This window comes from Ewingella sp. AOP9-I1-14, from assembly GCF_052375995.1.
Lineage (GTDB): Bacteria > Pseudomonadota > Gammaproteobacteria > Enterobacterales > Enterobacteriaceae > Ewingella > Ewingella allii.
This window is the reverse complement of record NZ_JBQSVA010000001.1, coordinates 468,798-490,399: the sequence shown is the minus strand read 5'-3', so window position 1 is coordinate 490,399 and position 21,602 is coordinate 468,798. Positions and strand designations below refer to the sequence as shown.

At 50.8% G+C, this 21,602-nt stretch carries 25 protein-coding genes and 3 tRNA genes; 17 read left to right on the top strand and 11 right to left on the bottom strand.

The genetic code is table 11. From position 1 onward, the window contains the following. Positions 1-167: 167 nt before the first annotated feature. Together iraP and leuA are read left to right on the top strand one after the other, a co-directional pair. Positions 168-452 (top strand): anti-adapter protein IraP, encoded by a 285-nt coding sequence (gene iraP, locus ACT3RT_RS02425; RefSeq protein ID WP_353502590.1) that lies wholly within the window; start codon positions 168-170, stop codon positions 450-452. 184 nt (positions 453-636) lie between these two features. Continuing rightward, on the top strand, positions 637-2,304 hold the full coding sequence (leuA, locus tag ACT3RT_RS02420) for a 2-isopropylmalate synthase (protein ID WP_485901263.1): 1,668 nt from the start codon (positions 637-639) through the stop codon (positions 2,302-2,304). Here leuA and ACT3RT_RS02415 read toward each other — a convergent pair. The 3 genes from ACT3RT_RS02415 to ACT3RT_RS02405 all read right to left on the bottom strand — a co-directional run bounded on the left by ACT3RT_RS02415 (position 2,301) and on the right by ACT3RT_RS02405 (position 3,747). Then, positions 2,301-3,080: an AraC family transcriptional regulator gene (locus tag ACT3RT_RS02415; RefSeq protein WP_353502588.1), complete on the bottom strand. Its 780-nt coding sequence runs from the start codon at positions 3,078-3,080 to the stop codon at positions 2,301-2,303. The two genes, leuA and ACT3RT_RS02415, sit on opposite strands and share 4 nt — an antisense overlap. Positions 3,081-3,192: 112 nt before the next feature. Continuing rightward, entirely contained in the window at positions 3,193-3,363 is a 171-nt protein-coding gene (locus ACT3RT_RS02410) for a hypothetical protein (protein WP_353502587.1), read from the bottom strand. 159 nt (positions 3,364-3,522) lie between these two features. Continuing rightward, complete coding sequence (locus tag ACT3RT_RS02405) at positions 3,523-3,747, bottom strand: DUF2594 family protein (RefSeq protein WP_034791456.1); 225 nt, start codon at positions 3,745-3,747, stop codon at positions 3,523-3,525. Positions 3,748-4,496: 749 nt separating this feature from the next. Between ACT3RT_RS02405 and uvrY the strand changes: the two genes are divergently transcribed. The 6 genes from uvrY to ACT3RT_RS02375 all read left to right on the top strand — a co-directional run bounded on the left by uvrY (position 4,497) and on the right by ACT3RT_RS02375 (position 8,038). Then, on the top strand, positions 4,497-5,153 hold the full coding sequence (uvrY, locus tag ACT3RT_RS02400) for a UvrY/SirA/GacA family response regulator transcription factor (protein ID WP_034791453.1): 657 nt from the start codon (positions 4,497-4,499) through the stop codon (positions 5,151-5,153). Next, complete coding sequence (gene uvrC / locus ACT3RT_RS02395; RefSeq protein WP_485901259.1) at positions 5,146-6,981, top strand: excinuclease ABC subunit UvrC; 1,836 nt, start codon at positions 5,146-5,148, stop codon at positions 6,979-6,981. Before uvrY ends, uvrC begins: the two co-directional genes overlap by 8 nt. Positions 6,982-7,037: 56 nt before the next feature. Beyond that, positions 7,038-7,586 carry a CDP-diacylglycerol--glycerol-3-phosphate 3-phosphatidyltransferase gene (gene pgsA / locus ACT3RT_RS02390; protein ID WP_353502585.1) on the top strand — a complete coding sequence of 183 codons (549 nt, stop codon included), beginning with the start codon at positions 7,038-7,040 and terminating at the stop codon, positions 7,584-7,586. 147 nt (positions 7,587-7,733) lie between these two features. Continuing rightward, positions 7,734-7,809: transfer RNA gene (locus ACT3RT_RS02385), tRNA-Gly, on the top strand. A 58-nt stretch (positions 7,810-7,867) separates the two neighbouring features. Next, positions 7,868-7,941 (top strand) — tRNA-Cys (locus ACT3RT_RS02380). Positions 7,942-7,952: 11 nt separating this feature from the next. After that, positions 7,953-8,038: transfer RNA gene (locus tag ACT3RT_RS02375), tRNA-Leu, on the top strand. A gap of 149 nt (positions 8,039-8,187) precedes the next feature. Here ACT3RT_RS02375 and ACT3RT_RS02370 read toward each other — a convergent pair. From ACT3RT_RS02370 to ACT3RT_RS02360, 3 genes are all read right to left on the bottom strand, one after another. Then, entirely contained in the window at positions 8,188-8,367 is a 180-nt protein-coding gene (locus ACT3RT_RS02370) for a GDFGVC terminal motif YodC-like protein (protein WP_353502584.1), read from the bottom strand. A 169-nt stretch (positions 8,368-8,536) separates the two neighbouring features. Beyond that, positions 8,537-10,039 (bottom strand): glycine betaine/L-proline transporter ProP, encoded by a 1,503-nt coding sequence (proP, locus tag ACT3RT_RS02365; protein WP_353502583.1) that lies wholly within the window; start codon positions 10,037-10,039, stop codon positions 8,537-8,539. 222 nt (positions 10,040-10,261) lie between these two features. Then, positions 10,262-10,528 carry a hypothetical protein gene (locus ACT3RT_RS02360; protein WP_034791444.1) on the bottom strand — a complete coding sequence of 89 codons (267 nt, stop codon included), beginning with the start codon at positions 10,526-10,528 and terminating at the stop codon, positions 10,262-10,264. A gap of 283 nt (positions 10,529-10,811) precedes the next feature. Here ACT3RT_RS02360 and ACT3RT_RS02355 point away from each other — a divergent pair, with 283 nt between their 5' ends. Next, positions 10,812-11,468 carry a metallophosphoesterase gene (locus tag ACT3RT_RS02355; protein WP_353503993.1) on the top strand — a complete coding sequence of 219 codons (657 nt, stop codon included), beginning with the start codon at positions 10,812-10,814 and terminating at the stop codon, positions 11,466-11,468. A gap of 94 nt (positions 11,469-11,562) precedes the next feature. Next, positions 11,563-12,327 carry a DNA-binding transcriptional repressor DeoR gene (gene deoR / locus ACT3RT_RS02350; protein ID WP_353502582.1) on the top strand — a complete coding sequence of 255 codons (765 nt, stop codon included), beginning with the start codon at positions 11,563-11,565 and terminating at the stop codon, positions 12,325-12,327. 6 nt (positions 12,328-12,333) lie between these two features. Here deoR and ACT3RT_RS02345 read toward each other — a convergent pair whose 3' ends face one another. Then, positions 12,334-12,810, bottom strand: a complete 477-nt coding sequence (locus ACT3RT_RS02345; RefSeq protein ID WP_353502581.1) for a GyrI-like domain-containing protein — start codon at positions 12,808-12,810, stop codon at positions 12,334-12,336. 170 nt (positions 12,811-12,980) lie between these two features. Here ACT3RT_RS02345 and ACT3RT_RS02340 point away from each other — a divergent pair, with 170 nt between their 5' ends. Then, positions 12,981-13,487, top strand: coding sequence for a YlaC family protein (locus tag ACT3RT_RS02340; RefSeq protein WP_485901253.1), 507 nt, complete (start codon positions 12,981-12,983; stop codon positions 13,485-13,487). Positions 13,488-13,715: 228 nt separating this feature from the next. Beyond that, a complete protein-coding gene (locus ACT3RT_RS02335; protein WP_353502579.1) occupies positions 13,716-13,979 on the top strand; it encodes a hypothetical protein in 264 nt (87 codons plus the stop codon). A 60-nt stretch (positions 13,980-14,039) separates the two neighbouring features. Here ACT3RT_RS02335 and ACT3RT_RS02330 read toward each other — a convergent pair whose 3' ends face one another. Continuing rightward, positions 14,040-14,252, bottom strand: a complete 213-nt coding sequence (locus tag ACT3RT_RS02330) for a YccJ family protein (RefSeq protein WP_034791438.1) — start codon at positions 14,250-14,252, stop codon at positions 14,040-14,042. A gap of 228 nt (positions 14,253-14,480) precedes the next feature. Here ACT3RT_RS02330 and ACT3RT_RS02325 point away from each other — a divergent pair, with 228 nt between their 5' ends. The 3 genes from ACT3RT_RS02325 to ACT3RT_RS02315 all read left to right on the top strand — a co-directional run bounded on the left by ACT3RT_RS02325 (position 14,481) and on the right by ACT3RT_RS02315 (position 15,834). Further along, positions 14,481-14,612, top strand: coding sequence for a hypothetical protein (locus ACT3RT_RS02325; RefSeq protein WP_256594519.1), 132 nt, complete (start codon positions 14,481-14,483; stop codon positions 14,610-14,612). Between the two features lie 260 nt (positions 14,613-14,872). After that, complete coding sequence (locus ACT3RT_RS02320) at positions 14,873-15,217, top strand: DUF2502 domain-containing protein (protein WP_485901250.1); 345 nt, start codon at positions 14,873-14,875, stop codon at positions 15,215-15,217. A gap of 359 nt (positions 15,218-15,576) precedes the next feature. Beyond that, complete coding sequence (locus ACT3RT_RS02315) at positions 15,577-15,834, top strand: hypothetical protein (RefSeq protein WP_353502577.1); 258 nt, start codon at positions 15,577-15,579, stop codon at positions 15,832-15,834. Between the two features lie 64 nt (positions 15,835-15,898). On the opposite strand, the gene ACT3RT_RS02310 is transcribed toward ACT3RT_RS02315, so the two are convergent. Together ACT3RT_RS02310 and ACT3RT_RS02305 are read right to left on the bottom strand one after the other, a co-directional pair. After that, positions 15,899-16,351: a universal stress protein gene (locus tag ACT3RT_RS02310; RefSeq protein WP_353502576.1), complete on the bottom strand. Its 453-nt coding sequence runs from the start codon at positions 16,349-16,351 to the stop codon at positions 15,899-15,901. A 39-nt stretch (positions 16,352-16,390) separates the two neighbouring features. Then, on the bottom strand, positions 16,391-17,155 hold the full coding sequence (locus ACT3RT_RS02305; RefSeq protein WP_396130317.1) for an IclR family transcriptional regulator: 765 nt from the start codon (positions 17,153-17,155) through the stop codon (positions 16,391-16,393). A 288-nt stretch (positions 17,156-17,443) separates the two neighbouring features. On the opposite strand from ACT3RT_RS02305, the gene ACT3RT_RS02300 reads away from it, so the two are divergent. Together ACT3RT_RS02300 and ACT3RT_RS02295 are read left to right on the top strand one after the other, a co-directional pair. Further along, the gene (locus tag ACT3RT_RS02300) at positions 17,444-19,066 is read left to right on the top strand and encodes an MFS transporter (protein WP_496202444.1); all 1,623 of its coding nucleotides are present in this window, start codon (positions 17,444-17,446) and stop codon (positions 19,064-19,066) included. A 61-nt stretch (positions 19,067-19,127) separates the two neighbouring features. Next, entirely contained in the window at positions 19,128-20,165 is a 1,038-nt protein-coding gene (locus tag ACT3RT_RS02295; RefSeq protein ID WP_496202443.1) for an HlyD family secretion protein, read from the top strand. Between the two features lie 92 nt (positions 20,166-20,257). Here ACT3RT_RS02295 and mdoC read toward each other — a convergent pair whose 3' ends face one another. Beyond that, a complete protein-coding gene (gene mdoC, locus ACT3RT_RS02290) occupies positions 20,258-21,442 on the bottom strand; it encodes a glucans biosynthesis protein MdoC (RefSeq protein ID WP_496202442.1) in 1,185 nt (394 codons plus the stop codon). Positions 21,443-21,602 lie beyond the last annotated feature (160 nt).

Sequence of the window (21,602 nt, the reverse complement as noted above, 5' to 3'; positions counted from 1 at the left end):
ACTTAGCATAGCGCAAAGTGAGCGGGGGAGAATGTGGCGAATTTAGAAGGCTTCTGGCATAAATAGCGCAGGAAAAAGTTATATCATCATGGTGTGATAGTGCTAACTTCCGCTGCGCAAGATTCGGTGCTAATTTCGATTGTGCAGAATTAACCAAGGGTGCCCAAATGAAAAATTTAATGATCGATGTGCTGATCAAACTGTCCAAAGTCGAAGTAGAGGCTAAAGAGCTGGTGGCTCAGGTTGAAGCGCAATCCTTGCTTATTGCTGCTCTGGTTCTTTCGGTGAGTAAAGAATCAAAGGACGATATTTCAACCAATATCCACAATGCGGTTTTAGCGGCGGCGAAATCGTCGGATGAGATTCTACAATCAGACGTGGAACTCATTCTTTCCCACTTTGATCGCTTATTAAAAGTCACACGCTTTGTGGCTGAAAACGCAGAAGAGTAAATCGCTTTGGGCTACAGAATTCTGTAGCCCATTTCGTTTGCCCAACCCCTCCCATCTCTCCCTTTTTCCGGTTGTCCGTTTCTCACGGGTCACTGTCAGTTAGCGAGGCGCGCCGTCTGGCGGCTTGCGGCATACTCTTTTCAGGCTGCGGCATGAGGCCAGCAGTGTTGAATGGAGAATTACCATGTTAGTCGACCCTTCTCAGAAATATCGTTCCTTTCCGCCAGTCAATCTGGCCGATCGTCAATGGCCGGGAAAAGTGCTGAATAAGGTGCCGCAGTGGTGTTCAAGCGATCTACGCGATGGCAACCAGTCACTCGCCGAACCGATGGATAACGAGCGTAAACGCCAGTTCTTTGATGTGTTGGTGCGCTGTGGTTTCAAGCAGATAGAAGTGGCTTTTCCCTCGGCGTCGCAAACCGATTTTGATTTCGTGCGTGGGCTGATTGAAGACAACGCGATCCCGGAAGATGTCTATATTCAGGTGCTTACGCCATCACGCCCGGACCTGATCGAGCGTACTTTTGAAGCGTTAAAGGACGTGCCGCGCGCTATCGTCCACCTTTATAACGCCACGGCGCCGATTTTCCGCGACGTGGTTTTCAATCAGGATAAAGCGGCAACGCGCGAACTGGCGGTGCGCGGCGCTAAGCAGATTCGCCAACTGTGCGAACAGTATCCGCAAACCCAGTGGACCTTCGAATATTCGCCGGAAACCTTCTGTTTTACCGAGCTGGAATTCTCTTTAGAGATTTGCGAAGCCGTGGCTGAAGTGTGGCAACCCAACGCCCAGCGCCCGATGATCATCAACTTGCCCGCCACCGTCGAGGTCAGCACGCCGAACATCTATGCCGATCAGATTGAGTGGTTCTGTCGTCACTTTAGCCGTCGCGATCGGGTGTCGATCAGTGTGCATCCGCACAATGACCGTGGAACTGGCGTAGCCTGTGCCGAACTGGCAATGCTGGCAGGGGCCGACCGGGTAGAAGGTTGCCTGTTTGGCAACGGCGAGCGCACGGGCAATGTGGATTTGGTCACCCTGGCGCTGAATTTCTACACGCAGGGTATTTCGCCTGGCTTAGATTTCAGCAACTTGCAGAGCCTGGTGGAGATTGTCGAGCAGTGCAACCAGCTGCCGGTACATCCGCGCCACCCGTATGCGGGTGAGCTGGTGTTTACCGCTTTCTCCGGTTCTCATCAAGATGCAATCAAAAAAGGCTTCGCAGCTCAGGCCAGCCGTGGCGATGCTTACTGGCAAGTCCCTTACTTGCCGCTGGACCCTGCCGACGTGGGCTGCAGCTATGAGGCGGTGATCCGCGTCAACAGCCAGTCAGGGAAAAGCGGCGCGGCATGGCTGCTCGAGCAAAATCATGGTCTGAAATTGCCACGCGGCTTGCAGATAGCCTTCAGTAAAGCCGTCCAGCGCGAAACCGATACCACCGGCAAAGAGATGAGCACCAGCGATATATGGCGTCTGTTCCGCCAGCGCTATGGCTTGGTGGATCAGCCGGTGCTGCAACTGCTGGGTTATGACATCCGCAGCGATGAGCGAAACCAGTACCACTTCAGCGCCCGAGTGAAATATCAGGGGCAGGATCTGACATTGTCAGGCAGCGGCAACGGCCTGTTGTCCGGCGCGGTGGATGCTCTGAGCGGGCACTTTGACTTGCAGCTCGACATCGGCGATTACCACGAGCACACGCTGGGGCATCAGAGCCACAGCCGCGCGGTGGCGTACGTCAGTTGCCAGCGCAAGCAGGGGGAAACCTTCTACGGCGTAGGGATTGATAGCGATGTGTCCAGCGCCTCGTTGCAGGCCCTGTTTAACGCCGTCGCTCAATTTTTGAATTAAGCGACGGGCAGAGGGAAATCGAGAGAGAAATAGTCGCTGGGCGATACGCCCAGCGCGCGTTTAAACATCGCACTAAAGGCGCTGGGGCTGTCATAGCCCAGCTCTAGCGCCACGTCCAAGACTGAGGTTCCCGCCGCCAAGGCGTTAATTCCCGCCAGTAGCCTTGCTCGCCTAACCCAATCACTAAACCGCAGGCCGGTTTCACGCTGAAATCGGCGCGACAGGGTGCGCCCGCTGATTTGCAGTTGTGCAGCCACATCTTCTAACTCCCACGGGTAAGAGAGAGCCTGCTGAATTTCACGGCAAATCGCCAACAGTGCGGCATCTCTTGGCTCCGGCAGGTGTAAAGGCAGCACCGGCAGCAGCCGCAGCTCATCGAGCAGCAACTCCATCACACGCTCCTCGCGCCCGCCAATCAGGTAGTCTGCGGGAATTGCCAAAGAAGAGGAGATCAGCTCGCGCAGCAAAGGCGATATTTGAACTACCTGACATTGCGAAGGAAGGTCCGCGCGGGCCAGAGAGTCAACAAACACCGTTCTGGCTTTGACGCCGCCGATAAAGCGCAACCCGTGGCGGACATGGGCCGGAAGCCACACCCCGCGCCCCGGCGGTACCATCCAAATCCCCATTTCGGTACTGACTTCCACCACGCCGTTCAAAGTGTGAATGAGCTGCGAGCAGCTGTGGCTATGAGGGGCTTCGCACTCGCCGTGTTGATATTCTACCGCGCGTGAAGCAAGGGATTGAAAAGGTGAAAGTGGGGAAGTGTGCTGCATCGGTCGATTATCCGGGCTAAAAATAAAGCGCGTTGGGGCTAAACAGGCTGAAATGGCAGGGACGCTCTCCCTGCCCAACGATAGCATCGCGCTTTATCCGTGACTGAAGGACTTATTTATGGCGGTTTTTCTTCGCTTCTTCAACAGCTTGTTTGGCCTCTTCGGCTTTTTGCTGAAGCTCTTCTTCGGTCATTTGCTCGGCAACTTCGTGCAATTTCGCCAATCCGTCGCTGATATGAACTTCATCAGCCTTGGTTTTATTTTCGCTCTTATTCTCGCTCATCGTTTTTATCCTATTTGTAAGACATCTCTCGGGAGAAACGGTCTGGTAGAGAAAGTTGAAGTTAGATTTTAGCAGAAAGCGGGGGAAGGTGAGGGAGGGAAGTGTGCTAGAAGCCGCGAAGGCTAAGGCCCGCAGCGCAGCGGGCCTGACAGTGACGGCTTACTGGCGGTAAGCGAACTTAATCTGTTGCAGGGAGTTTCTGAAGATCTCAGCCTGCTTTTCATCTTCCATTTGAGCGGCAAATCTTTCCATGTTAAGCATCACTTTGCCCGCGTCCGCCTGGCCAATGGCTTTGAGGATCAACGTTAAAGTGGCTTTTAAACAGGCAACTTCCGTGGCCAGAGTTTCGACGTTGGCTTCAGTGGTAAAATCACATTGACTCATTTGGGCTCCAAAGCTGTTTCCAGCTCAATCAGATAATGATATTTCAGACAGTTTTCAGCAGCCTGAAAGAAAGTGCGGCCATTCTACCACATTCATTCCCTGCTCGTTACGGGCGTGTTTTGGAGCAGGACAGCAGAAACAGGCAGGCAAGAGTGAGTGAGGATGGTAAAGAGACTCAACCTGATTTTGAGATTGAGTATTTTTCATGTCTAAACGGATTTTTATTCATTTAGCATTCATAAGAATTTACTGAGGAAAATAATAATAAATCTTCATATGATAGTTATAGAAGCAGTAAGCCACGTTGTTTAATTGAGCGTTAATTTTTACCGCACTTAGATTAACTGCCTATGGCTGGTTAATGTTTTACACCTTATTGTTTTAATGGTGAGGGTGGGTTTTTTCTTATTGATTTTTATGGATTTTTTGTTGAAATGTTGCTGGCGAAGATGGCATCTTGTTTTTACATGCTATCTCGCATTTTTTTACAGACATTCCGTGGTCAAGCGCAGGTGTATGGAGTAAAATGTCGCTGTTAATTAAATTAGCATACATTTCTGAGGTTTTATTTATATTCGCTGTCAATGTCTGACAGCCAGGTCAGCAGCTCCATATTAGACCTGTTAATGCTGCACTCTCTTGGTTTACAAGCTGTCCAAAGTTCTTTATTGACGTGCATAACGTAATATCGCCTGCCGACAAGCCATGAAACATGACTGTGTGTCGCCTTTATTTTTGGAGAATTCTCTTTGATTAGCGTTCTTCTTGTTGATGACCACGAATTGGTGCGCGCAGGGATTCGACGCATTCTGGAAGACATCAAAGGCATCAAAGTTGTGGGTGAAGCCCAGTGTGGCGAGGACGCCGTGAAGTGGTGTCGCAGCAATGATGTTGATATTGTTTTGATGGATATGAATATGCCGGGGATCGGCGGGTTGGAAGCGACCAAAAAAATCGTCCGCTTTTCTCCAGATATTAAGATAATCATGTTGACTATCTACACTGAGAATCCACTGCCAGCCAAAGTGATGCAGGCGGGGGCTTCTGGCTATCTGAGCAAGGGCGCTGCGCCACAAGAAGTGGTGAATGCGATTCGCTTAGTTGATTCCGGCCAACGTTACATCGCCTCTGATATCGCCCAGCAGATGGCCCTTAGCCAGATTGAACCTCAGTCAGAAACGCCGTTCGACAGCCTTTCCGAGCGTGAGTTGCAGATTATGTTGATGATCACCAAGGGTCAGAAGGTGAATGAGATTTCGGAACAACTTAGCTTGAGTCCGAAGACCGTTAACAGTTATCGTTATCGGATGTTTAGTAAATTGAATATCAGCGGTGATGTTGAATTGACCCACCTTGCTATCCGGCACGGTTTGTTTAACGCGGAGACTTTGTCTGGCAGTGAGTGATGAGCGATTCGACCCAAAAGCCTTTCTAAAAACGGTCACCAGCCAACCGGGCGTCTACAGGATGTACGACGCCAGCGGCACCGTTATTTATGTCGGCAAAGCAAAAGACCTGAAAAAACGTCTTTCCAGCTACTTCCGCGTCCAGGTTTCCAGTCGCAAAACCGAAACTCTGGTCAAAAATATCGCCCAAATTGACGTCACCGTCACCCATACCGAAACCGAAGCGCTGCTGCTCGAGCATAACTACATCAAGCTCTATCAGCCTCGCTACAACGTGCTGCTGCGCGATGATAAATCTTATCCGCTAATTTTCTTAAGTGCTGATGATCATCCGCGCCTCTCCATTCATCGCGGAGCTAAGCACGCCAAGGGCGAGTATTTTGGTCCTTTCCCCAACTCCTACGCCGTGCGCGAGTCTCTGGCACTGCTACAAAAACTTTTCCCAATTCGCCAATGTGAAAACAGCGTTTATCGCAACCGTTCGCGCCCCTGTTTGCAATATCAAATTGGCCGCTGCCTTGGCCCTTGCGTCAAAGGCTTGGTCAGCGAGGAAGAGTACAAAGCACAGGTCGAATACGTGCGTTTATTCTTGGCCGGCAAAGATCAGCAAGTGTTAACTCAGCTGATTGCCAGAATGGAAGAGGCCAGCAAGGCATTACATTTTGAAGAAGCTGGGCGCATTCGCGACCAGATTCAGGCAGTGCGTCGCGTCACCGAACGGCAATTTGTGTCGGGTAACAGCGAAGATTTGGACGTCATCGGCGTCTCCTTCGAGTCCGGCATGGCCTGTCTGCACGTGCTGTTTATTCGCCAAGGCAAAGTATTGGGTAGCCGCAGTTACTACCCGAAAGTGCCGGGCGGCACCGATTTAGCCGAAGTGGTGCAAACCTTCGTCGGCCAGTTCTATCTGCAGGGCAGCCAGTCGCGCACTCTGCCGGGGGAAATCCTGCTCGACTTCACTCTGCCGGAAAAAGATTTGTTGGCGGAGTCGCTCAGCGAGCTTGCTGGCCGCAAGGTGCAGATTCAGAGCAAACCGCGCGGCGACCGCGCGCGCTATTTGAAATTGGCCCGTACCAACGCTTCGACCGCGCTCACCACCAAATTAGCCCAACAGTCGACTATCCATCAGCGCATGGCTGAATTGGCCAAAACGCTGCATTTGTCGGAAATTAACCGTATGGAATGCTTCGATATCAGCCATACTATGGGCGAGCAGACCGTGGCGTCTTGCGTTGTTTTCGATGCTAATGGCCCATTACGCTCCGAATATCGCCGCTATAACATTACCGGCATCACGCCGGGCGATGATTACGCGGCGATGGCGCAGGTACTGAGCCGACGTTATGGCAAATCGCTCGAAGAGAAAAAAATTCCTGACGTGATCTTTATCGATGGCGGTAAAGGCCAGTTGGGCATGGCAAAAGACGTTTTTGCTTCTCTCGACGTGGACTGGGATAAATCCAAGCCGCTGCTGATTGGTATTGCTAAAGGCGCTGACCGTAAAGCGGGCCTAGAGACGCTGTTCTTTGTGCCAGAAGGCGAGGGGATTTCACTGCCTTCTGACTCACCGGCGCTGCACCTTATTCAACATATTCGCGATGATTCTCATAATCATGCGATTACCGGCCACCGGCAGAAACGGGCTAAAGTCCGCAATACCAGTGCATTAGAAGAGATAGAAGGCGTCGGCCCGAAACGTCGGCAAGTTTTACTGAAATACATGGGGGGCATTCAGCCATTGTTGAATGCCAGTATTGAGGAAATTGCACAGGTGCCGGGTATTTCTCACGCATTGGCAGAAAAGATCCATAATGCGTTGAAACCCTAAGAGCGATGTAGCAACATACTCATAATAACCACACAAGACAGACAGTTACCTACGCCATGCAATTTAATATACCGACGTGCCTCACCCTGTTTCGCGTTGTACTTATCCCGTTTTTCGTGCTGGCGTTCTATTTGCCCTATGTTTGGGCACCTATGGCCTGCGCGCTGATCTTCGTTTTTGCGGCCATCACCGACTGGTTTGATGGTTATCTGGCTCGCCGCTGGAAGCAAACCACGCGTTTTGGCGCCTTCCTCGACCCTGTGGCTGATAAAGTCATGGTGGCGATGGCGCTGGTGCTGGTGGCCGAATACTTCCACGCCTGGTGGATAACCCTGCCTGCGGCAACCATGATTGCTCGTGAGATCATTATTTCAGCCCTGCGCGAGTGGATGGCTGAAATTGGTAAACGCAGCAGCGTGGCGGTTTCTTGGATTGGCAAAGTGAAAACTACTGCGCAGATGTTATCGCTGGTGGCGCTGCTTTGGCGTCCTGATGCCATCGTTATTTGGGTTGGCGTAGGTGCTTTATACATTGCCGCGGTGCTGACTTTCTGGTCAATGTTCCAATATTTGAACGCTGCGCGTCACGATTTGCTGGAACCCTGATCAAACTGAGTTAAAAACCGTCAAACGATCGTTATGTGTGGATAATTTTATTGACTCATTGCGTCAGGTAAGTAGAATGCATCGCATCAGACGGCAGCCAAGCGCAAGCCTGAAGATAGTTAAAAAAATCAGCAAGTTCTGATTATTGCGGGAATAGCTCAGTTGGTAGAGCACGACCTTGCCAAGGTCGGGGTCGCGAGTTCGAGTCTCGTTTCCCGCTCCAAATTTATTAAACAGGTTCAGATATCTGTTTAAGTGCAAGATTAGTAGTAAGAATTAAAGGCGCGTTAACAAAGCGGTTATGTAGCGGATTGCAAATCCGTCTAGTCCGGTTCGACTCCGGAACGCGCCTCCAATTTTCCCGGAGCCCGGGTGGTGGAATCGGTAGACACAAGGGATTTAAAATCCCTCGGCCTTAGGCTGTACGAGTTCAAGTCTCGTCCCGGGTACCATGGGAAAATTAGCTGAATAATCAAAAGCAATATGTAGTAATGTCGTTATAGCCACCTTCGGGTGGTTTTTTTATGCCTAAAATTCACCTAATCATCTGCAAATAACGCATTGAATCGACAAGAGATCCAATGCGCTTCTTCATGGGCAATCAGCACACGCCAAAATCGCCGTCTTCGTGGTACAGGTTGACGGAGTCAGCCTGCACGCTGATCTCTTTCTTGGCGCTGTCGTCTGCCCGCACGCAAAGCAGCGTATTTCCCTCTACCGCGGTCACGATCATTTTTGGCCCGCCGGTCTTTGATTGCACAACGTCTTGTGGCTTAAACATGGTGTCTCCTTGGTTTTAACTCTTCACAATATCAGGATTTATCATAGGACAATCCATGCCTACCAGCACTGAATCTTTAAGTGAGATGAAGTGGTGAAGGGGAGCAGCCATAGAAAAGCCGGTCAGCTTGCACTGACCGGCTTGGAGTACACATCAACCCGTCGTGGGATTAATTAATCTCAGGGTGCTGGGCGATAAGATTTTTACGCTTAGTCTCGAGTTCGGCAATCTGAGCATCAATATCTTCGATTTTCTGCTCAATATTGTCGTGGTGTTCTTGTAGGATCTCTTTAGCCTCTGCTTTGTCAGACGCCGCAGGCGTTGCCCCTTTTAGTGGGCGGTTAGCCGTTTCCTTCATGAACACGCCCGTAACCAGACCAATCACCGACACCGTCATCAGGTAGTAGGCAGGCATATAGAGATTCTGAGTGGACTCAACCAGCCATGCTGCGAAGGTTGGAGTGATACCCGCTACCATAATGGAAATATTAAAGGCGATGGCCAGTGCGCTATAGCGAATATTGGTTGGGAACATCGCTGGCAGCGTGGACGCCATGACGCCGATGAAACAGTTCAGCAGCACCGCCAACATCAGCAAACCACAGAAAATCAGGCCAATCACGCCACTGTTAATCAAAATGAAGCTTGGGATCGCCAGAATGAACAGGCCAATACTGCCGGTGATGATAAAGGGTTTACGACCAATTTTATCACTCAGCATACCGATGAACGGCTGCACAAACAGCATCCCGACCATGATAGCGATGATGATCAACACGCCGTGATCTTCAGAGTAGTGCAGGCTGTGTGACAGATAGCTCGGCATGTAGGTCAACAGCATGTAGTAGGTGACGTTGGTGGTAATAACGATACCTACGCAGACAATCAGGCTTTTCCACTGCTTGGTGAAGATTTCACGGAAAGAGACCTTCGGCGGCTCGGCAATGTTGTTGCGCGAGTCGGTATCCATCTTATCAACGTGCTGCTGGAAGGTTGGGGTTTCTTCCAAAGCGTGGCGCAAGTAGATACCAATCAGGCCCAGCGGCGCGGCGATGAAGAACGGAATACGCCAGCCCCAGTCGAGGAAGTTCTGCTCGCCGACGATGCTGGAAATCAGGATAACGACACCGGCACCTAAGACGAAACCGGCGATGGAACCGAAGTCCAGCCAGCTGCCCAGGAAGCCACGCTTTCTGTCTGGAGAGTATTCGGAAACAAAGATAGCTGCGCCGGTGTATTCACCACCCACCGAGAAGCCCTGTGCCAGTTTTGCTAATAGCAGCAGAATCGGCGCCCAGATACCAATAGTGGCGTAGCCCGGTATTAAGCCGATACAGAAGGTACTGACCGACATGATGATAATGGTGATCGACAGGACTTTCTGGCGACCAAACTTATCACCTAAAGCCCCAAAGAAAAGGCCGCCCAGAGGTCTAACAAGGAAAGGAACCGAGAACGTGGCCAATGCCGCGATCATCTGAATGCCGGGATCTGCACCAGGGAAGAACACCTGTCCTAATGCGAAAGCAACAAAGCCATAAACACCGAAATCGAACCATTCCATCGCGTTACCCAACGCAGCGGCGGTGATGGCTTTTTTCAATTTTGTATCGTCAATGATAGTAATATCATTGATTTGCATCGGTTTAACGCGTTTTTTTCTTAATCTCATTTATTACGTCCTTTGTTCAAATAACTCCACGGTGCAAAGCGTGAGATATTGAGCTGCTAACTACTTTTTAGATTTTTCAAATCATTATAGGACGCTTTTGTAAGCTTGTGCAAAGAGCGACTATTTTGTGAACAGTCGCAGCACAAAATGAATTTGAGTTAAGTATTGCAGGGGAAGGGCAGCAGAAGAGGGTCAAAACAGCCCCGAGGGGCGTTTTTAGGGTTAGATTTCACCCGATGTATCAGTATTGCTCAGCGCTCTGATGGACAAAGGCAGATGGTAGTTAGGCTGGCTGGTAAAGAAAGCCTGTAACGCTACGCGTTTCTTACGGTCTATCGAGATCTCTTCCATGGTCTTGCGGAAAATACTGTAGCGGCCACAAGAGGTGCAGGTCACGGTAACGATTTTCGCCGACAGGTTAACCGACGTCTTATTGGTGCTTTGGCACAAAGGGCACTCATCACGAGTGTTTGCTTCTGTGGAACTCATAAAACCTCCGGTTTTACTCCGAGCGGGCCACAGTATAGCGCGAAAAGGCGTCAATTACTTCACGGAAATTTTTTTATTAGTGGATTTTCGGCGCGACAACGTGTAGGGCAATTCTGAGTTTCAGCCGTATGCCTTGATACAGCGCCATTTGGCTGTTTCCAGCGTTGTTAAAAAAGGCCAATAAACGCGTGAAAATATTTCCTATCGCTGGGCTATTCATCAGTTACATGCCGATCAGTTACACTCAAAGATTACCCATAATAATGGATTGGCCTTGAAAACTATGACCCCGATTATTTATCAACGCATTGAAGGTGCCGAGTATCGCCACATTTATGTGGTGGGCGATCTGCATGGCTGTCTCTCAATGTTGGAGGATCAGCTTGCCCGCGTGCGCTTTGACGCTGCCAGCGATCTGCTGCTTTCCGTGGGGGATCTGGTGGATCGCGGTCCTGACATTATGGGGTGCTTAAAACTGATTGAAGAGCCTTGGTTTGCCTGCGTGCGCGGCAATCATGAGCAAATGGCCATTGATGCTCTGAATGAAACCAATATAGAGCGCTGGTTGAGAAACGGCGGTGAGTGGTTTTACGCGCTGGAAGGTGCGCAAGAGCAGGAGGCGCGGCGTCTCATCAAGCTGACCGATGAGCTGCCTCACGTGCTGGAAGTGAATACGGAGTCAGGCAATATCGTTGTGGCCCACGCGGATTATCTTTCCGATCGCTATGAATTTGGCAAGCCGATGGATGGTTACGAGGTTATCTGGAATCGCGATCGCATAAACCACGCCCTTGCCGGGCGTTTTACTGAAATCACGGGCGCCAAGGCGTTCTATTTCGGCCACACGCCGGTGGAGCACCCTATGGTATATGCCAACCAGCATTATATCGATACGGGCGCGGTCTTCGGCGGATACCTCACGCTGCAACAAATCCAATAGCAATCAGGCGCCGCGCGGGGCGGTGGTTTGCCGTGAACATGGGGCAACGGTATAGTGGCGCCAGCCTGAGCAGGGGAAAAAATAAAATAACATCATGGAAAATAAGCGCGAAGACCGTATCCACCGCCTATTGCTGGCGTTAAAAAAAGCCGACAAAATTCATCTGAAAGAGGCCGCACGGTTGCTGGATGTGTCAGAAATGACTATCCGCCGCGACCTGAACTCCGCGCCTTCGCCAGTCATCCTGTTGGGCGGCTATATCGTGATTGATCCGAAGAATAGCCCAGCGACGCACTACTTCGTTAGTGAACAAAAGATGCGTCAGGTTGAGGAGAAGCGTCGTTTGGGCGCGTTGGCGGCGGCCTTGGTGGAGAACGACGATACGGTGTTTTTTGATTGTGGCACCACCACGCCCTATATCATTGAAAGTATTCCCGAAGAGCGCGTTTTTACCGCCGTTTGTTACTCTCTCAATACCTTTTTGGCATTGCAGGAGAAGCCCCATTGCGAAGTGATTTTATGCGGCGGAGTGTTTAAAGCCAGCAACAGCATTTATACGCCTATTGGCCGCAGCAACGAGCTGGACTATATTCGCCCGAACAAGGCCTTTATCTCGGCGGCAGGGGTCAGCATTCAACATGGCGTGAGCTGTTTTAACTTCGATGAGTTGCTGATGAAACATCAGGCGATGGAGAAGTCCGAACAGAACATTCTGGTAGCGGATAGCAGTAAGTTTGATCGGGTGCGACCTGCGGCGATCGCACCTTTAGCTCGATTCAATATGTTAATTACCGATGCTCTGCCTTCCCAGGCTTTCATCGATTTTTGCCATGACGCAGACGTTGAGCTGGTGGTTTAAGGGGTATCAGCGAATGGTCGGGATCTTCTCGACGTGCTGGTAAAATACCACCTCCCAAATTCCGTTTGCCGTGCCGTCGTTTAAGTAGTGCTCAAAACAGGCTTTACCATCGGCGCGGTAGCCGCTTTCGGCAATGTGGTGGTAATAGAAGTCCTGCCACGCTTTGGCGAAATTGCCGTCCACAATGGTGGTGTGATAAGCCGCGTAAGTGCCGCCCGGCAAGGTTTGCAGGCAAAGCCCTTCGGCATCATCAAGAATAAAATTATCCGCCACGCAGACGGAAGGGTCTGCGCGAAGCTGCTCTGCCGGCGTCTTCTCCGGGTCGTCATGGAACAGGGTTAACCACTCAAGATGCTTCTGATGATGGCGTTCCGTCCAGTCCATTAAGTGGCGAAACCCTTCCTTAATAGACTTTTCGTACGGGCCAATAACCCGATAACTAACCAATTTTTTAGCCGGTCTTTCGACTATCATAAATGCCATGATTGACTCCTTGTGTTACATGCCAGTGAGTTGAGTCCTTTTAGAAGGGGGTTGGGGTATAACAGTTTCAACCGGAACAGAAGATAACTGCTCTACGTGCTATAACAGTGACCATGATAAAATCAGGTCATCAGTTTGCATTATAGTCGTACCTGTCGTGAGGTTATGAGATGGACGTGATCAAAAATGTATTAAATAGTGAAATCGAGCGCATCAACCGTCTGGAAGGTCGCGACGGCAAGCCGAGAATCAACAGCGAGTTCTTCGTCAACCACCCGTGGCTGTGCCTTGCTATGCTCGCTGGTTATATTCTGGTAGGGGTGGTGATGTACGTTTCACCCTATATGGGCCTCGGTTGGTTTATCGGTTTCACTGCATTTTTACTCTTTATGTCAGCAATGCTGCTGATGGAAATCAAACCCACTTATCGTTACGAAGATATCGGCGTGCTTGACCTGCGGGTTTGCTATAACGGTGAATGGTATTTCAGCCGCGAAATTTCAGAGGATGCGGTTCAGCAACTGCTGGCGTCTAACGAGGTGAGTGCGCGAATTAAAAACCGGATCGAAGCTATCGTGCGTAATAAAGGGGCAATAGATTTCTACGACGTTTACGACCTGGCGCGTCAGGACAAGTTACAGTTGGCTGGCACGACCACGGCGCAGGCCGCACATTAAATTTTTACTGCTTCTGACCTCATTGCTGCGGTTCTGATAAGCTGAGTTTTACCTGTCTTAGATAATTACCCTCTGGGTTTTCAGGCAGGTTAGCTCAGCTTTTTGCTGTCTGGCGCGCTGCTTTTTACGTCCGAATGGCGTGTCCAAATGTGCCCTGATCGCCTCACCGGGGTGAGTTATGGCGAGATCACGGGTAGAATAAGCAGAGATCGACATTTAAGGGGGCGTATGATGACGTTTATCAACAATGAATTTGAATATCGTAACTGGATCATCGAAGAAATCTTTCAGGTCAGTGCGGTGAGCGAAGCCTCTGAATTCGCTGATCAAGAAGTTGATGATTTTATCTTCGACGCGCGCCCGGTGGCTTATCCCTGTATCGCCGTCATGATCCAAACGCCGGGCCAGCCGGGCGTTTGCGAGCCTCGCTTCGTCTATAAGGAGCAGGTGTTTGAGTGGGCGCACCAGATGGGGTTTGGCTTCGACAGCTAAGCAATGCTTTCAACCCTGAGCGCGAAGCTCAGGGTGATGTCTCCAGCTTTTCAACGCCAGTTAGACGTTTTTACGATCAATCTTCTCCTCTCCCCAGAACAAGTGATCTTCCTTAGTTTTTGCGAAAGCGATTGGCAGAACTTCATCATTACCTTCTTCCCAAATCTTCTGTGCCAGCACTTCATCGTTGTCCGCTAGCTCGAAAATGGCTTCAGCAATCTCATGTGACGTTTCACGCGTGTTGGCCCAGGCTTTGATATTTGATGTGGTCATTTGTCACTCCCGTGGTTTGCTTAAACTAAAAATAGCTCTCCCTTTAACTATGGTAGGCGATGGCGGGGTAAGCAAACCTGTTCGCTCACAAAACGTCCATCATGGTGTTTTTGCCGTCGGTAGGCACTATATGTGGTGACAAAATGTGCCCGCGAGCTGAGAAAGAGGAGCGTCATTTATGGCCGTGGTTTATACTCAACGGGCTTTTGATAATTTAAGGTGAAGAGAATGAGCGACGATATTTTTGATTTTGACATTGATGCAGCATTAGAAAAAGCGGAAGAGAAAGCAGCCGAAAAGGCCTCTGCCGTGCCTGAAGTGGTTCAGGATGAAAGTGACTGCGAAGGCTGCAAGATTTAATTTCAGCCCCAAGCCGCAAAACATCTGCTTTACATATCAATAAAAGAACCGCCTCGGCGGTTTTTTTTATGGCTGAAATTTACAGCATAAAGTGAAATATCCCTTGCGTGTTATAGCCTTGCGAAAAGGCTTTTTATGTCGTTTTTGATGCAAATGTAAGGAGAGTGTGAGGGCTGAGTAAATGGGATAAATTCCTATAGAACAGTAAGATAGCTGGCAGTAATTTGAACCTACCTGATAAGCAGGTCGTGAGGTTTCGAATGAAAAAAATAGTGTTAGTTCTCGCTGTCATGCTGAGTTTACCGGCTCTCGCTCATGCCAACGTTGAGATAGGCATAAATGTTCCAGGCGTCTCTTTGCACATTGGCGATCGTGATAACCGGGGTTATTACTGGGACGGCGGTGGCTGGCGTGATCCAGGCTGGTGGGACCACCACTATCGCGACAATGGCTATGGTCACTGGGTGTACTACGAGCCAGCGCCGCCGCCGCCGCGTTATTGGCATCACGATCACTATTGGCGTGAGGGGCCTCCTCCTGGTTATTGGCACCGTGGGCCTCCTCCGGGTTACTGGCGTGAAGGGCCGCCTCCGGGACGCTGGTAATATTATCTCTTTGTCATTCAAGAATTTGAGAACAGGGTTGGCGGTGGGAATGCTGCGGCATTTGTAACGTCAATTCTGTTCTTCTTCTTTTGGCGCTTTAGATCTACTTTGCAACATAATCGATATGTTTCTCTTTCAATAATTCATGCTGTTTATTAATTGATGTGTGTGCATAATTCTTTGTTATATAAAGAATTTATTTTTCATTTCGGGCGTAAATGTTGCTTGCTAGTTGGTCGCTATATTGTTAATTTTCTGTTGCACAGATCAGCAACGGATGGCTCGATTATTTCTCACCTCATGATTTGCTCTAATGAAAGAGGCATGTAGGTGATATTCCCAACATTGAGAACATCCTCATGTTTATGATTAAAAGCGATTTTGAATACCGCAACTGGATGATGAAAACCTATTTCCGTCTTGATGGCATACATGGCGAAAGCCTGTTGACCGATGAAGAACTGGAAGATTTCTTGTTTGAGAGCAAACCGGTAGCCTACCCGTGTCTGGCGATGATCACTCCTTCTAGCACTCAGCTATTAGAGAATGAAATTTCCTATATCTACCGGGAGCAGATCAGCCTATGGGCCAGAGAGATGGGCGTGTTGAAGTGTTGAGAACAGATTAACCTATTGATTACCAAGCTAAAGCGCTCATCCGAGCGCTTTTTTAGTTTTGGCGTTAGTCTTTATTGCCGCGAACTTCCACCAATACCGGACAGGGGGAATGGGCTATCACTTCGGCACTCACCGAACCCGTGAGTAATCGACCAAACAGCGACTGATGGCGATGGCCCATCAAGATAACTGAGGCATTTTTAATCCGCGCTTCTTCCACCAGAGCCACCTCCGGCGTGCCGACAATGATATTACTCACCGCGTCGATCGACCGCGCCCGAAGTTTGGCTAAGGTGTGTTGGACCAACGCCTGCGCGCTGCCTTCTTCATAGTTCGCCGGGGCGTAGTCGGCGGCCAGTTGGTCAGCCACTGGATGATTATTTAGCGCGTAGGCCTCATCAACACAGCAGGTGACATACACCGTGGACGCCGTGCCCGTCGCCAATGTGCAGGCTAATTCCACCAGATACTCCGTCTGCCTCGAGCCATCTATGGCCAGCAAAATGGTGTCAAACATTTGATTTCTCCTTCTGCTACTGCCTTCCAAATAGCCTAATTACTTGCCGATTTCACAGAGCAGCGCGGCTTTGCAATTCAGCAGGGCTTGGCGCATTTCGTCTTCTTTGCTGCTCAACCGCGCGGTGGGCAAGATAACGGATACCGCGTAGCGGCCAAGGATGGTGTCGAGTGAAACCGCCATGGTGGAAATCCCCTCGACCGTTTCGCCGGTTTCGGTCGAAACGCCGGTTTCCCGCACTCGGGCCACCTTGGCTAACAAGCTTTTAATATCGCGTACGGTATTTTCAGTGGCGGGTTCAAAGGTGTCGCCGAGCAGGCTATGAATTTCCTCATCGGTCTTCAAAGCCAGCAGGGCGCGGCCCGCCGAGGTGCCGTAGATAGGCAAGTTCAGCCCTACGCGCGGCGACACGCGCAGTTCTCGCTCTGCCACCACGTTGTAAATATTGGCAATTTTGGTGCCGCTGGTGCGGCTCAGGGCGACGGTTTCATTAATATCGTCGCTAAGCTGCTTGAGGTAAGGGGAGGCGATAGCTATGACATCCGTATGCACGGTGGACACCAGCCGCAACAGGGTCGGGCCTAATCGTACACCGGCCATGCCCTCCGAGCGCACCAGACCTTCTTCGGCCAGCGCCGCTACAATGCGTTGCACCGTCGAGCGGGGGAGCTGCACTTCGTTGGCGATGGTGCCGAGGCTCATTCCCTGCGGGTTCTTGCCTAAGGCATTAAGGATTTTTGCTGCGCGCGAAATGACCTGAATACCGCCACTGCGCTCTTCATCGACCGAATGGTCATCACTCATAACTTGTCCTTTTCATCCATGGCGAATTTTTGCCGTGCCGAGTTTTGCCAATGTAATGGCTGGGCGCGGAGAAAACAACGTTAATCACATTGCAATACAGTGTCCCGTATTATAGTATTTTCTCGCTGTATCACATTGCGATGCAGTGCATCATTAAAAAGCGCAGCACCTATAACGCGCTGTGGTAAATATAACTTTTCACCTGCCAACGCTTCCCATCAGTCAGGGTATTTTACAGAAAAATTAATCCCTTACCGATGGATCACATCGCGGAGTAAACGCGTAAACATGAGTCAGACGATGTTAATGAACGGGCCTGCGCCCGGCGTGTCGCCGCCACCTGCGCCTCCCGTTGCCCAACCTTTTACCCTGCGTCTGATCATTGGAATGGTAGGCGTGCTGATTGCGTCACTATGTTCAGGATTGAACGATCGCGTGACGGATATCGCGCTGGCAGACGTGCGCGGCGCATTGAGCATCAGCAGCGATCAGGGCTCGTGGCTGATTGGCAGCTATCAGGCGGCCGAGGTCGCGGCCATGCTGGTAGCCCCCTGGCTGGCGATGACCTTTTCCATTCGCCGCTTTGCAATGGCGACCACCGCGGGCTTTGTGCTGATCGCGATTATCATCCCTTTTGCCCCGAATTTGCCGATTTTCATTGCACTGCGCGTGGTCCAAGGCGCCTTTGGCGGGGCTTTGCCGCCTTTGCTGATGACCGTCGCACTGCGTTTTCTGCCGCCACACTTTAAATTATATGGCCTGAGCGCCTATGCCCTGACCGCCACCTTCGGGCCGAATGTCGCCACGTCGTTAGCGGCGCTGTGGATGGACTCCGTGGGTTGGCAATTTGTTTTCTGGCAGATCGTTCCACCCTGCGTGGTGGGTATTTTTATGATTGGCTATGGACTGCCGCAGGACCCGATCCGTCTGGAAAGATTCAAGCAGATTGATGCCATCGGCATGCTAACCGGATGCAGCGGGCTGGCCTTGCTAGTACTAACTCTGCAACAGGGAGAGCGGCTGGACTGGTTCAATTCCCCCTTGATTACCCTGATGTTTTTCTCAGCAGTGGTCCTGTTGACTCTGTTCGCGGCTAACGAGTGGTATCACCCGCTGCCACTATTCAAACTGCAGATGCTGCGTCGCCACAATCTTTCCCACGGTCTGCTGACGCTGTTTGGCCTGATGCTGCTGTTTTTGTCCGGCTCGGCTATTCCGTCTGGCTATATGGCGCAGGTTGAGGGTTTCCGCGCAGTGCAGTTTGGGCCTTTGGCTCTCAGCGTGGGCCTGCCCCAGCTGTTACTTGCCCCTCTTGTCGCCGCCGTTTTGAACATGCGCTGGGTTGATAGCCGCTGGATTTTGGCCGCCGGCCTTACGCTGCTCGCGGTTTCTTGCTACTGGGGAAGCCAACTGACGTCGGACTGGTCGCGCGACAACTTCTATCTCATTCAGGCGATGCAGGCCTTTGGTCAGCCGATGGCGGTCATGCCGATCCTGATGGGGGCGACCAGCGTGGTGCAGCCGATGGAAGGGCCATTTGCCTCGGCGATGTTCAACGTCACCCGCGCCATGGGCAGTATTTTTGCCGGCGCCATGATGGAAACCTTCCTCAGCCATCGCCAACAACTGCACTCCAATATTTTGCTCAACCACGTCGGCAGCAATAGCTATTTACTCTCCCAGCCTTATGACGGGGCGGGCAGCCACCTCGCGCCGCTGAATCAAGACGGTTCGGCGGTGTCACCTGAACTCATGCAGCAGTTTGCCGTGCAGGTCAGGCACCAAACCCAAGTGCTGGCCTTGTCTGATACCTATCTGGCCTTTATTGCGGTTGCCGTAGGGCTAGCACTGCTGACGTTTGTGGTTGCTAAGCGAACTTATCCGCCACAGTCAGTGATGAAGCAGACGTAAGGCCGAAGAAATTATTAAATGACTGATTTATTGCAAAAAATTATGCGCGAGAGAAATTAAAATGATCAAGAAATCTGCAATTCGCCCCGTTTGGCTGCTGGCCTTCGCCATCATCGTGCTGGTGGTGATCGCCGCATTCTGGGTATTGAGCCGTCAGGGCGAGCCAGAAACCGATGACGCCTTTGTCTCGGCAGACTCCACGCTGGTCGCGCCGCGCATCTCTGGCACCATTTCGCAGGTGCTGGTGGCGGATAACCAGCAGGTGAAAGCCGGACAGGTGCTGGCGGTGATTGACGACGGCGACTATCGCAATGCTGTGCTCAGTGCTCAGGCTAATCTAGAAACGGCCAGCGCCCAGTTGCTGAGTTTTACCGCGCAACTGGCCCAGCAGCAGCAAACCATCCTGCAAACCAAGGCGCAGGTGAATGCGGATAACGCCAATCTGGTTTATGCCCGCCAAAGCGCTGAGCGCTACCAGCGATTGCTGCAAAATGGCTCAGGCACGGCCGATCAGCGTGACCAGTCGGATGCCAATTATCGCGCTAAAGTCGCCCAGCAGCAGAGCGACGTAGCGGCGTCTCAGGCGGCGGAAAAGCAGATTGACGTATTAAAGGCCGGACAGGCGCAGGCTCAGGCCGCGATTGATTCCGCCAAAAGCCAGCTGGCGCAGGCCAAGTTGAATCTAAGCTATACCCAAATTAAAGCGCCGATAGACGGCACCGTCGGCCAGCGTTCAGTGCGGGTGGGTGGCTATGTCAGTGCCGGGACGCGCGTGCTGGCGGTGGTCCCGCTGCATCAGGCCTTTGTTATTGCCAACTACCTTGAAACGCAGTTAGCGGACGTCACGCCAAATCAGAGGGTCAGCATCAAGGTGGATGCACTGCCGGGCGTGGTGTTTTCCGGCAAGGTTGATAGCATATCTCCGGCCACCGGCGTGACTTTCTCGCCGATAGCGCCAGATAACGCCACGGGAAATTACACCAAAGTGGTTCAGCGAGTGGCGGTGAAAATCCTGTTAGATCAGGGCCAAAAGGATTTAGAGCGGCTTAAAGTCGGTATGTCAGTGATACCAACCATCAATACGGCGGCAAAGGGCTAACAGGTTTTATCTTAAGGATCCCTCAGAAAAAGGCGGCAGCGAATTCATTTCACTGCCGCCTTTTTTGTGGCGTCACTCAGTCAACTGAGTGTTTACGAATGCTGTTTCTGCGGCGGGGTGGGGCCATGGCCACCTTTATCATGCATGGTCTGCGGCTTGCCGGAGAACAAGAAACGCAGGATCGGAATGCGTTTGTGGATCTCATACAGCATAAAGGCGATACCGAAGACAAACACCAGCCCCAGCAGGAAGCCTACCCAGTCGTTATTGATTTTCGGCGTGATAAATGCGCCATAAATCAGCGTCAGCGGGTGGTGAACCAGATAGATGAACAGGGAAGAGTTCACCAAATAGGTTATCCACGGCGACTGGAAGTTCAGCACGTAGTGGCTGAAGGAGAACACCACGTTGACCATCAAAATGCCCAGCAGCGAGGTGATGATGGCATCAAGCTCCATCGAGTAAAGCTGCGGCGTGTTGACGTGCTGGTTGAACATGTAGGCCACAAACAGGAACAAACTGACCACGCCGGCCCATGCCGACGGCTTGATGAACAGCTCTTTTAGCCAGGTAAACTTGTAGGCAAAGGCGCCGATCACGAAAAATGGCAGGTAAAACAGCGTCTGCATTACGATGAAATTAAATGCGCCATTGGAGAGTAAATCCGGGGCGAAAATATAAATCGCGCGATTAAAGGCTGCGTAAATAAACCCAATAATTAAAAATATAATTGAGAGTTTTCCTAGGCTATTTGTTTTATTCTTAATAGCGGAAATACGATTATTCTTAATTTGTTTAATCGATTTAAATAAGTAAAAGCAGATGCTGGTCAGTATTACCAAGGTCAATAAGAACCACAAATGTGAGACCATTTCCCACACGGTGATATTGATTTTCTGATACAGGCCCAACTGATCCCAGTTCGAGAACTTGTCGGTAAACTTCATCAGGAAGTAGAGCTGCGGCAGGGTGATCAGCGGGAAAGCCGCGGCCAGCGGGATTGCCACGCGCTCAAGGCGGACCTTCAGCCACTTCTGCGAGTCATAGCGCTCGTAGAGCATGTAGGAGAAATAGCCCGAAATGACAAAGAACACCTGCATTCTGAAGGCGTGAATAAAGTCATTAAATATGGTCAGTCCATCCGACGGCACAGCACTGTTTACTGCCCAGATGTGGCTGGAGTAAATCAATGATATATGGAATGGAATGCCGAGCAGCATCAAATAGGCTCGGATAGAGTCCAAAAAGAACTCGCGCTGTTGAGTTTGTGGTTTCATTACGTATCCGTTGTATGAAGCTTATCCTGATTTTAGTGCTTAAATCGCGAACAGGTAATTAGAGACTGGTAAGAAAAAGTTTTCGATCCTTACATTAGCTTAATATTCGTCAAAGGAAGAACCTACTATGTTATCGGACAAGTTTCCATAGCCGGAGTTT

Coding starts and splice junctions, on each gene's coding strand:
- iraP (WP_353502590.1), top strand. CDS start 168: ATGAAAAATTTAATGATCGATGTGCTGATCAAACTGTCCAAAGTCGAA.
- leuA (WP_485901263.1), top strand. CDS start 637: ATGTTAGTCGACCCTTCTCAGAAATATCGTTCCTTTCCGCCAGTCAAT.
- ACT3RT_RS02415 (WP_353502588.1), bottom strand. CDS start 3,080: ATGCAGCACACTTCCCCACTTTCACCTTTTCAATCCCTTGCTTCACGC.
- ACT3RT_RS02410 (WP_353502587.1), bottom strand. CDS start 3,363: ATGAGCGAGAATAAGAGCGAAAATAAAACCAAGGCTGATGAAGTTCAT.
- ACT3RT_RS02405 (WP_034791456.1), bottom strand. CDS start 3,747: ATGAGTCAATGTGATTTTACCACTGAAGCCAACGTCGAAACTCTGGCC.
- pgsA (WP_353502585.1), top strand. CDS start 7,038: ATGCAATTTAATATACCGACGTGCCTCACCCTGTTTCGCGTTGTACTT.
- ACT3RT_RS02370 (WP_353502584.1), bottom strand. CDS start 8,367: ATGTTTAAGCCACAAGACGTTGTGCAATCAAAGACCGGCGGGCCAAAA.
- proP (WP_353502583.1), bottom strand. CDS start 10,039: ATGAGATTAAGAAAAAAACGCGTTAAACCGATGCAAATCAATGATATT.
- ACT3RT_RS02360 (WP_034791444.1), bottom strand. CDS start 10,528: ATGAGTTCCACAGAAGCAAACACTCGTGATGAGTGCCCTTTGTGCCAA.
- ACT3RT_RS02355 (WP_353503993.1), top strand. CDS start 10,812: ATGACCCCGATTATTTATCAACGCATTGAAGGTGCCGAGTATCGCCAC.
- deoR (WP_353502582.1), top strand. CDS start 11,563: ATGGAAAATAAGCGCGAAGACCGTATCCACCGCCTATTGCTGGCGTTA.
- ACT3RT_RS02345 (WP_353502581.1), bottom strand. CDS start 12,810: ATGGCATTTATGATAGTCGAAAGACCGGCTAAAAAATTGGTTAGTTAT.
- ACT3RT_RS02340 (WP_485901253.1), top strand. CDS start 12,981: ATGGACGTGATCAAAAATGTATTAAATAGTGAAATCGAGCGCATCAAC.
- ACT3RT_RS02335 (WP_353502579.1), top strand. CDS start 13,716: ATGATGACGTTTATCAACAATGAATTTGAATATCGTAACTGGATCATC.
- ACT3RT_RS02330 (WP_034791438.1), bottom strand. CDS start 14,252: ATGACCACATCAAATATCAAAGCCTGGGCCAACACGCGTGAAACGTCA.
- ACT3RT_RS02325 (WP_256594519.1), top strand. CDS start 14,481: ATGAGCGACGATATTTTTGATTTTGACATTGATGCAGCATTAGAAAAA.
- ACT3RT_RS02320 (WP_485901250.1), top strand. CDS start 14,873: ATGAAAAAAATAGTGTTAGTTCTCGCTGTCATGCTGAGTTTACCGGCT.
- ACT3RT_RS02315 (WP_353502577.1), top strand. CDS start 15,577: ATGTTTATGATTAAAAGCGATTTTGAATACCGCAACTGGATGATGAAA.
- ACT3RT_RS02310 (WP_353502576.1), bottom strand. CDS start 16,351: ATGTTTGACACCATTTTGCTGGCCATAGATGGCTCGAGGCAGACGGAG.
- ACT3RT_RS02305 (WP_396130317.1), bottom strand. CDS start 17,155: ATGAGTGATGACCATTCGGTCGATGAAGAGCGCAGTGGCGGTATTCAG.
- ACT3RT_RS02300 (WP_496202444.1), top strand. CDS start 17,444: ATGAGTCAGACGATGTTAATGAACGGGCCTGCGCCCGGCGTGTCGCCG.
- ACT3RT_RS02295 (WP_496202443.1), top strand. CDS start 19,128: ATGATCAAGAAATCTGCAATTCGCCCCGTTTGGCTGCTGGCCTTCGCC.
- mdoC (WP_496202442.1), bottom strand. CDS start 21,442: ATGAAACCACAAACTCAACAGCGCGAGTTCTTTTTGGACTCTATCCGA.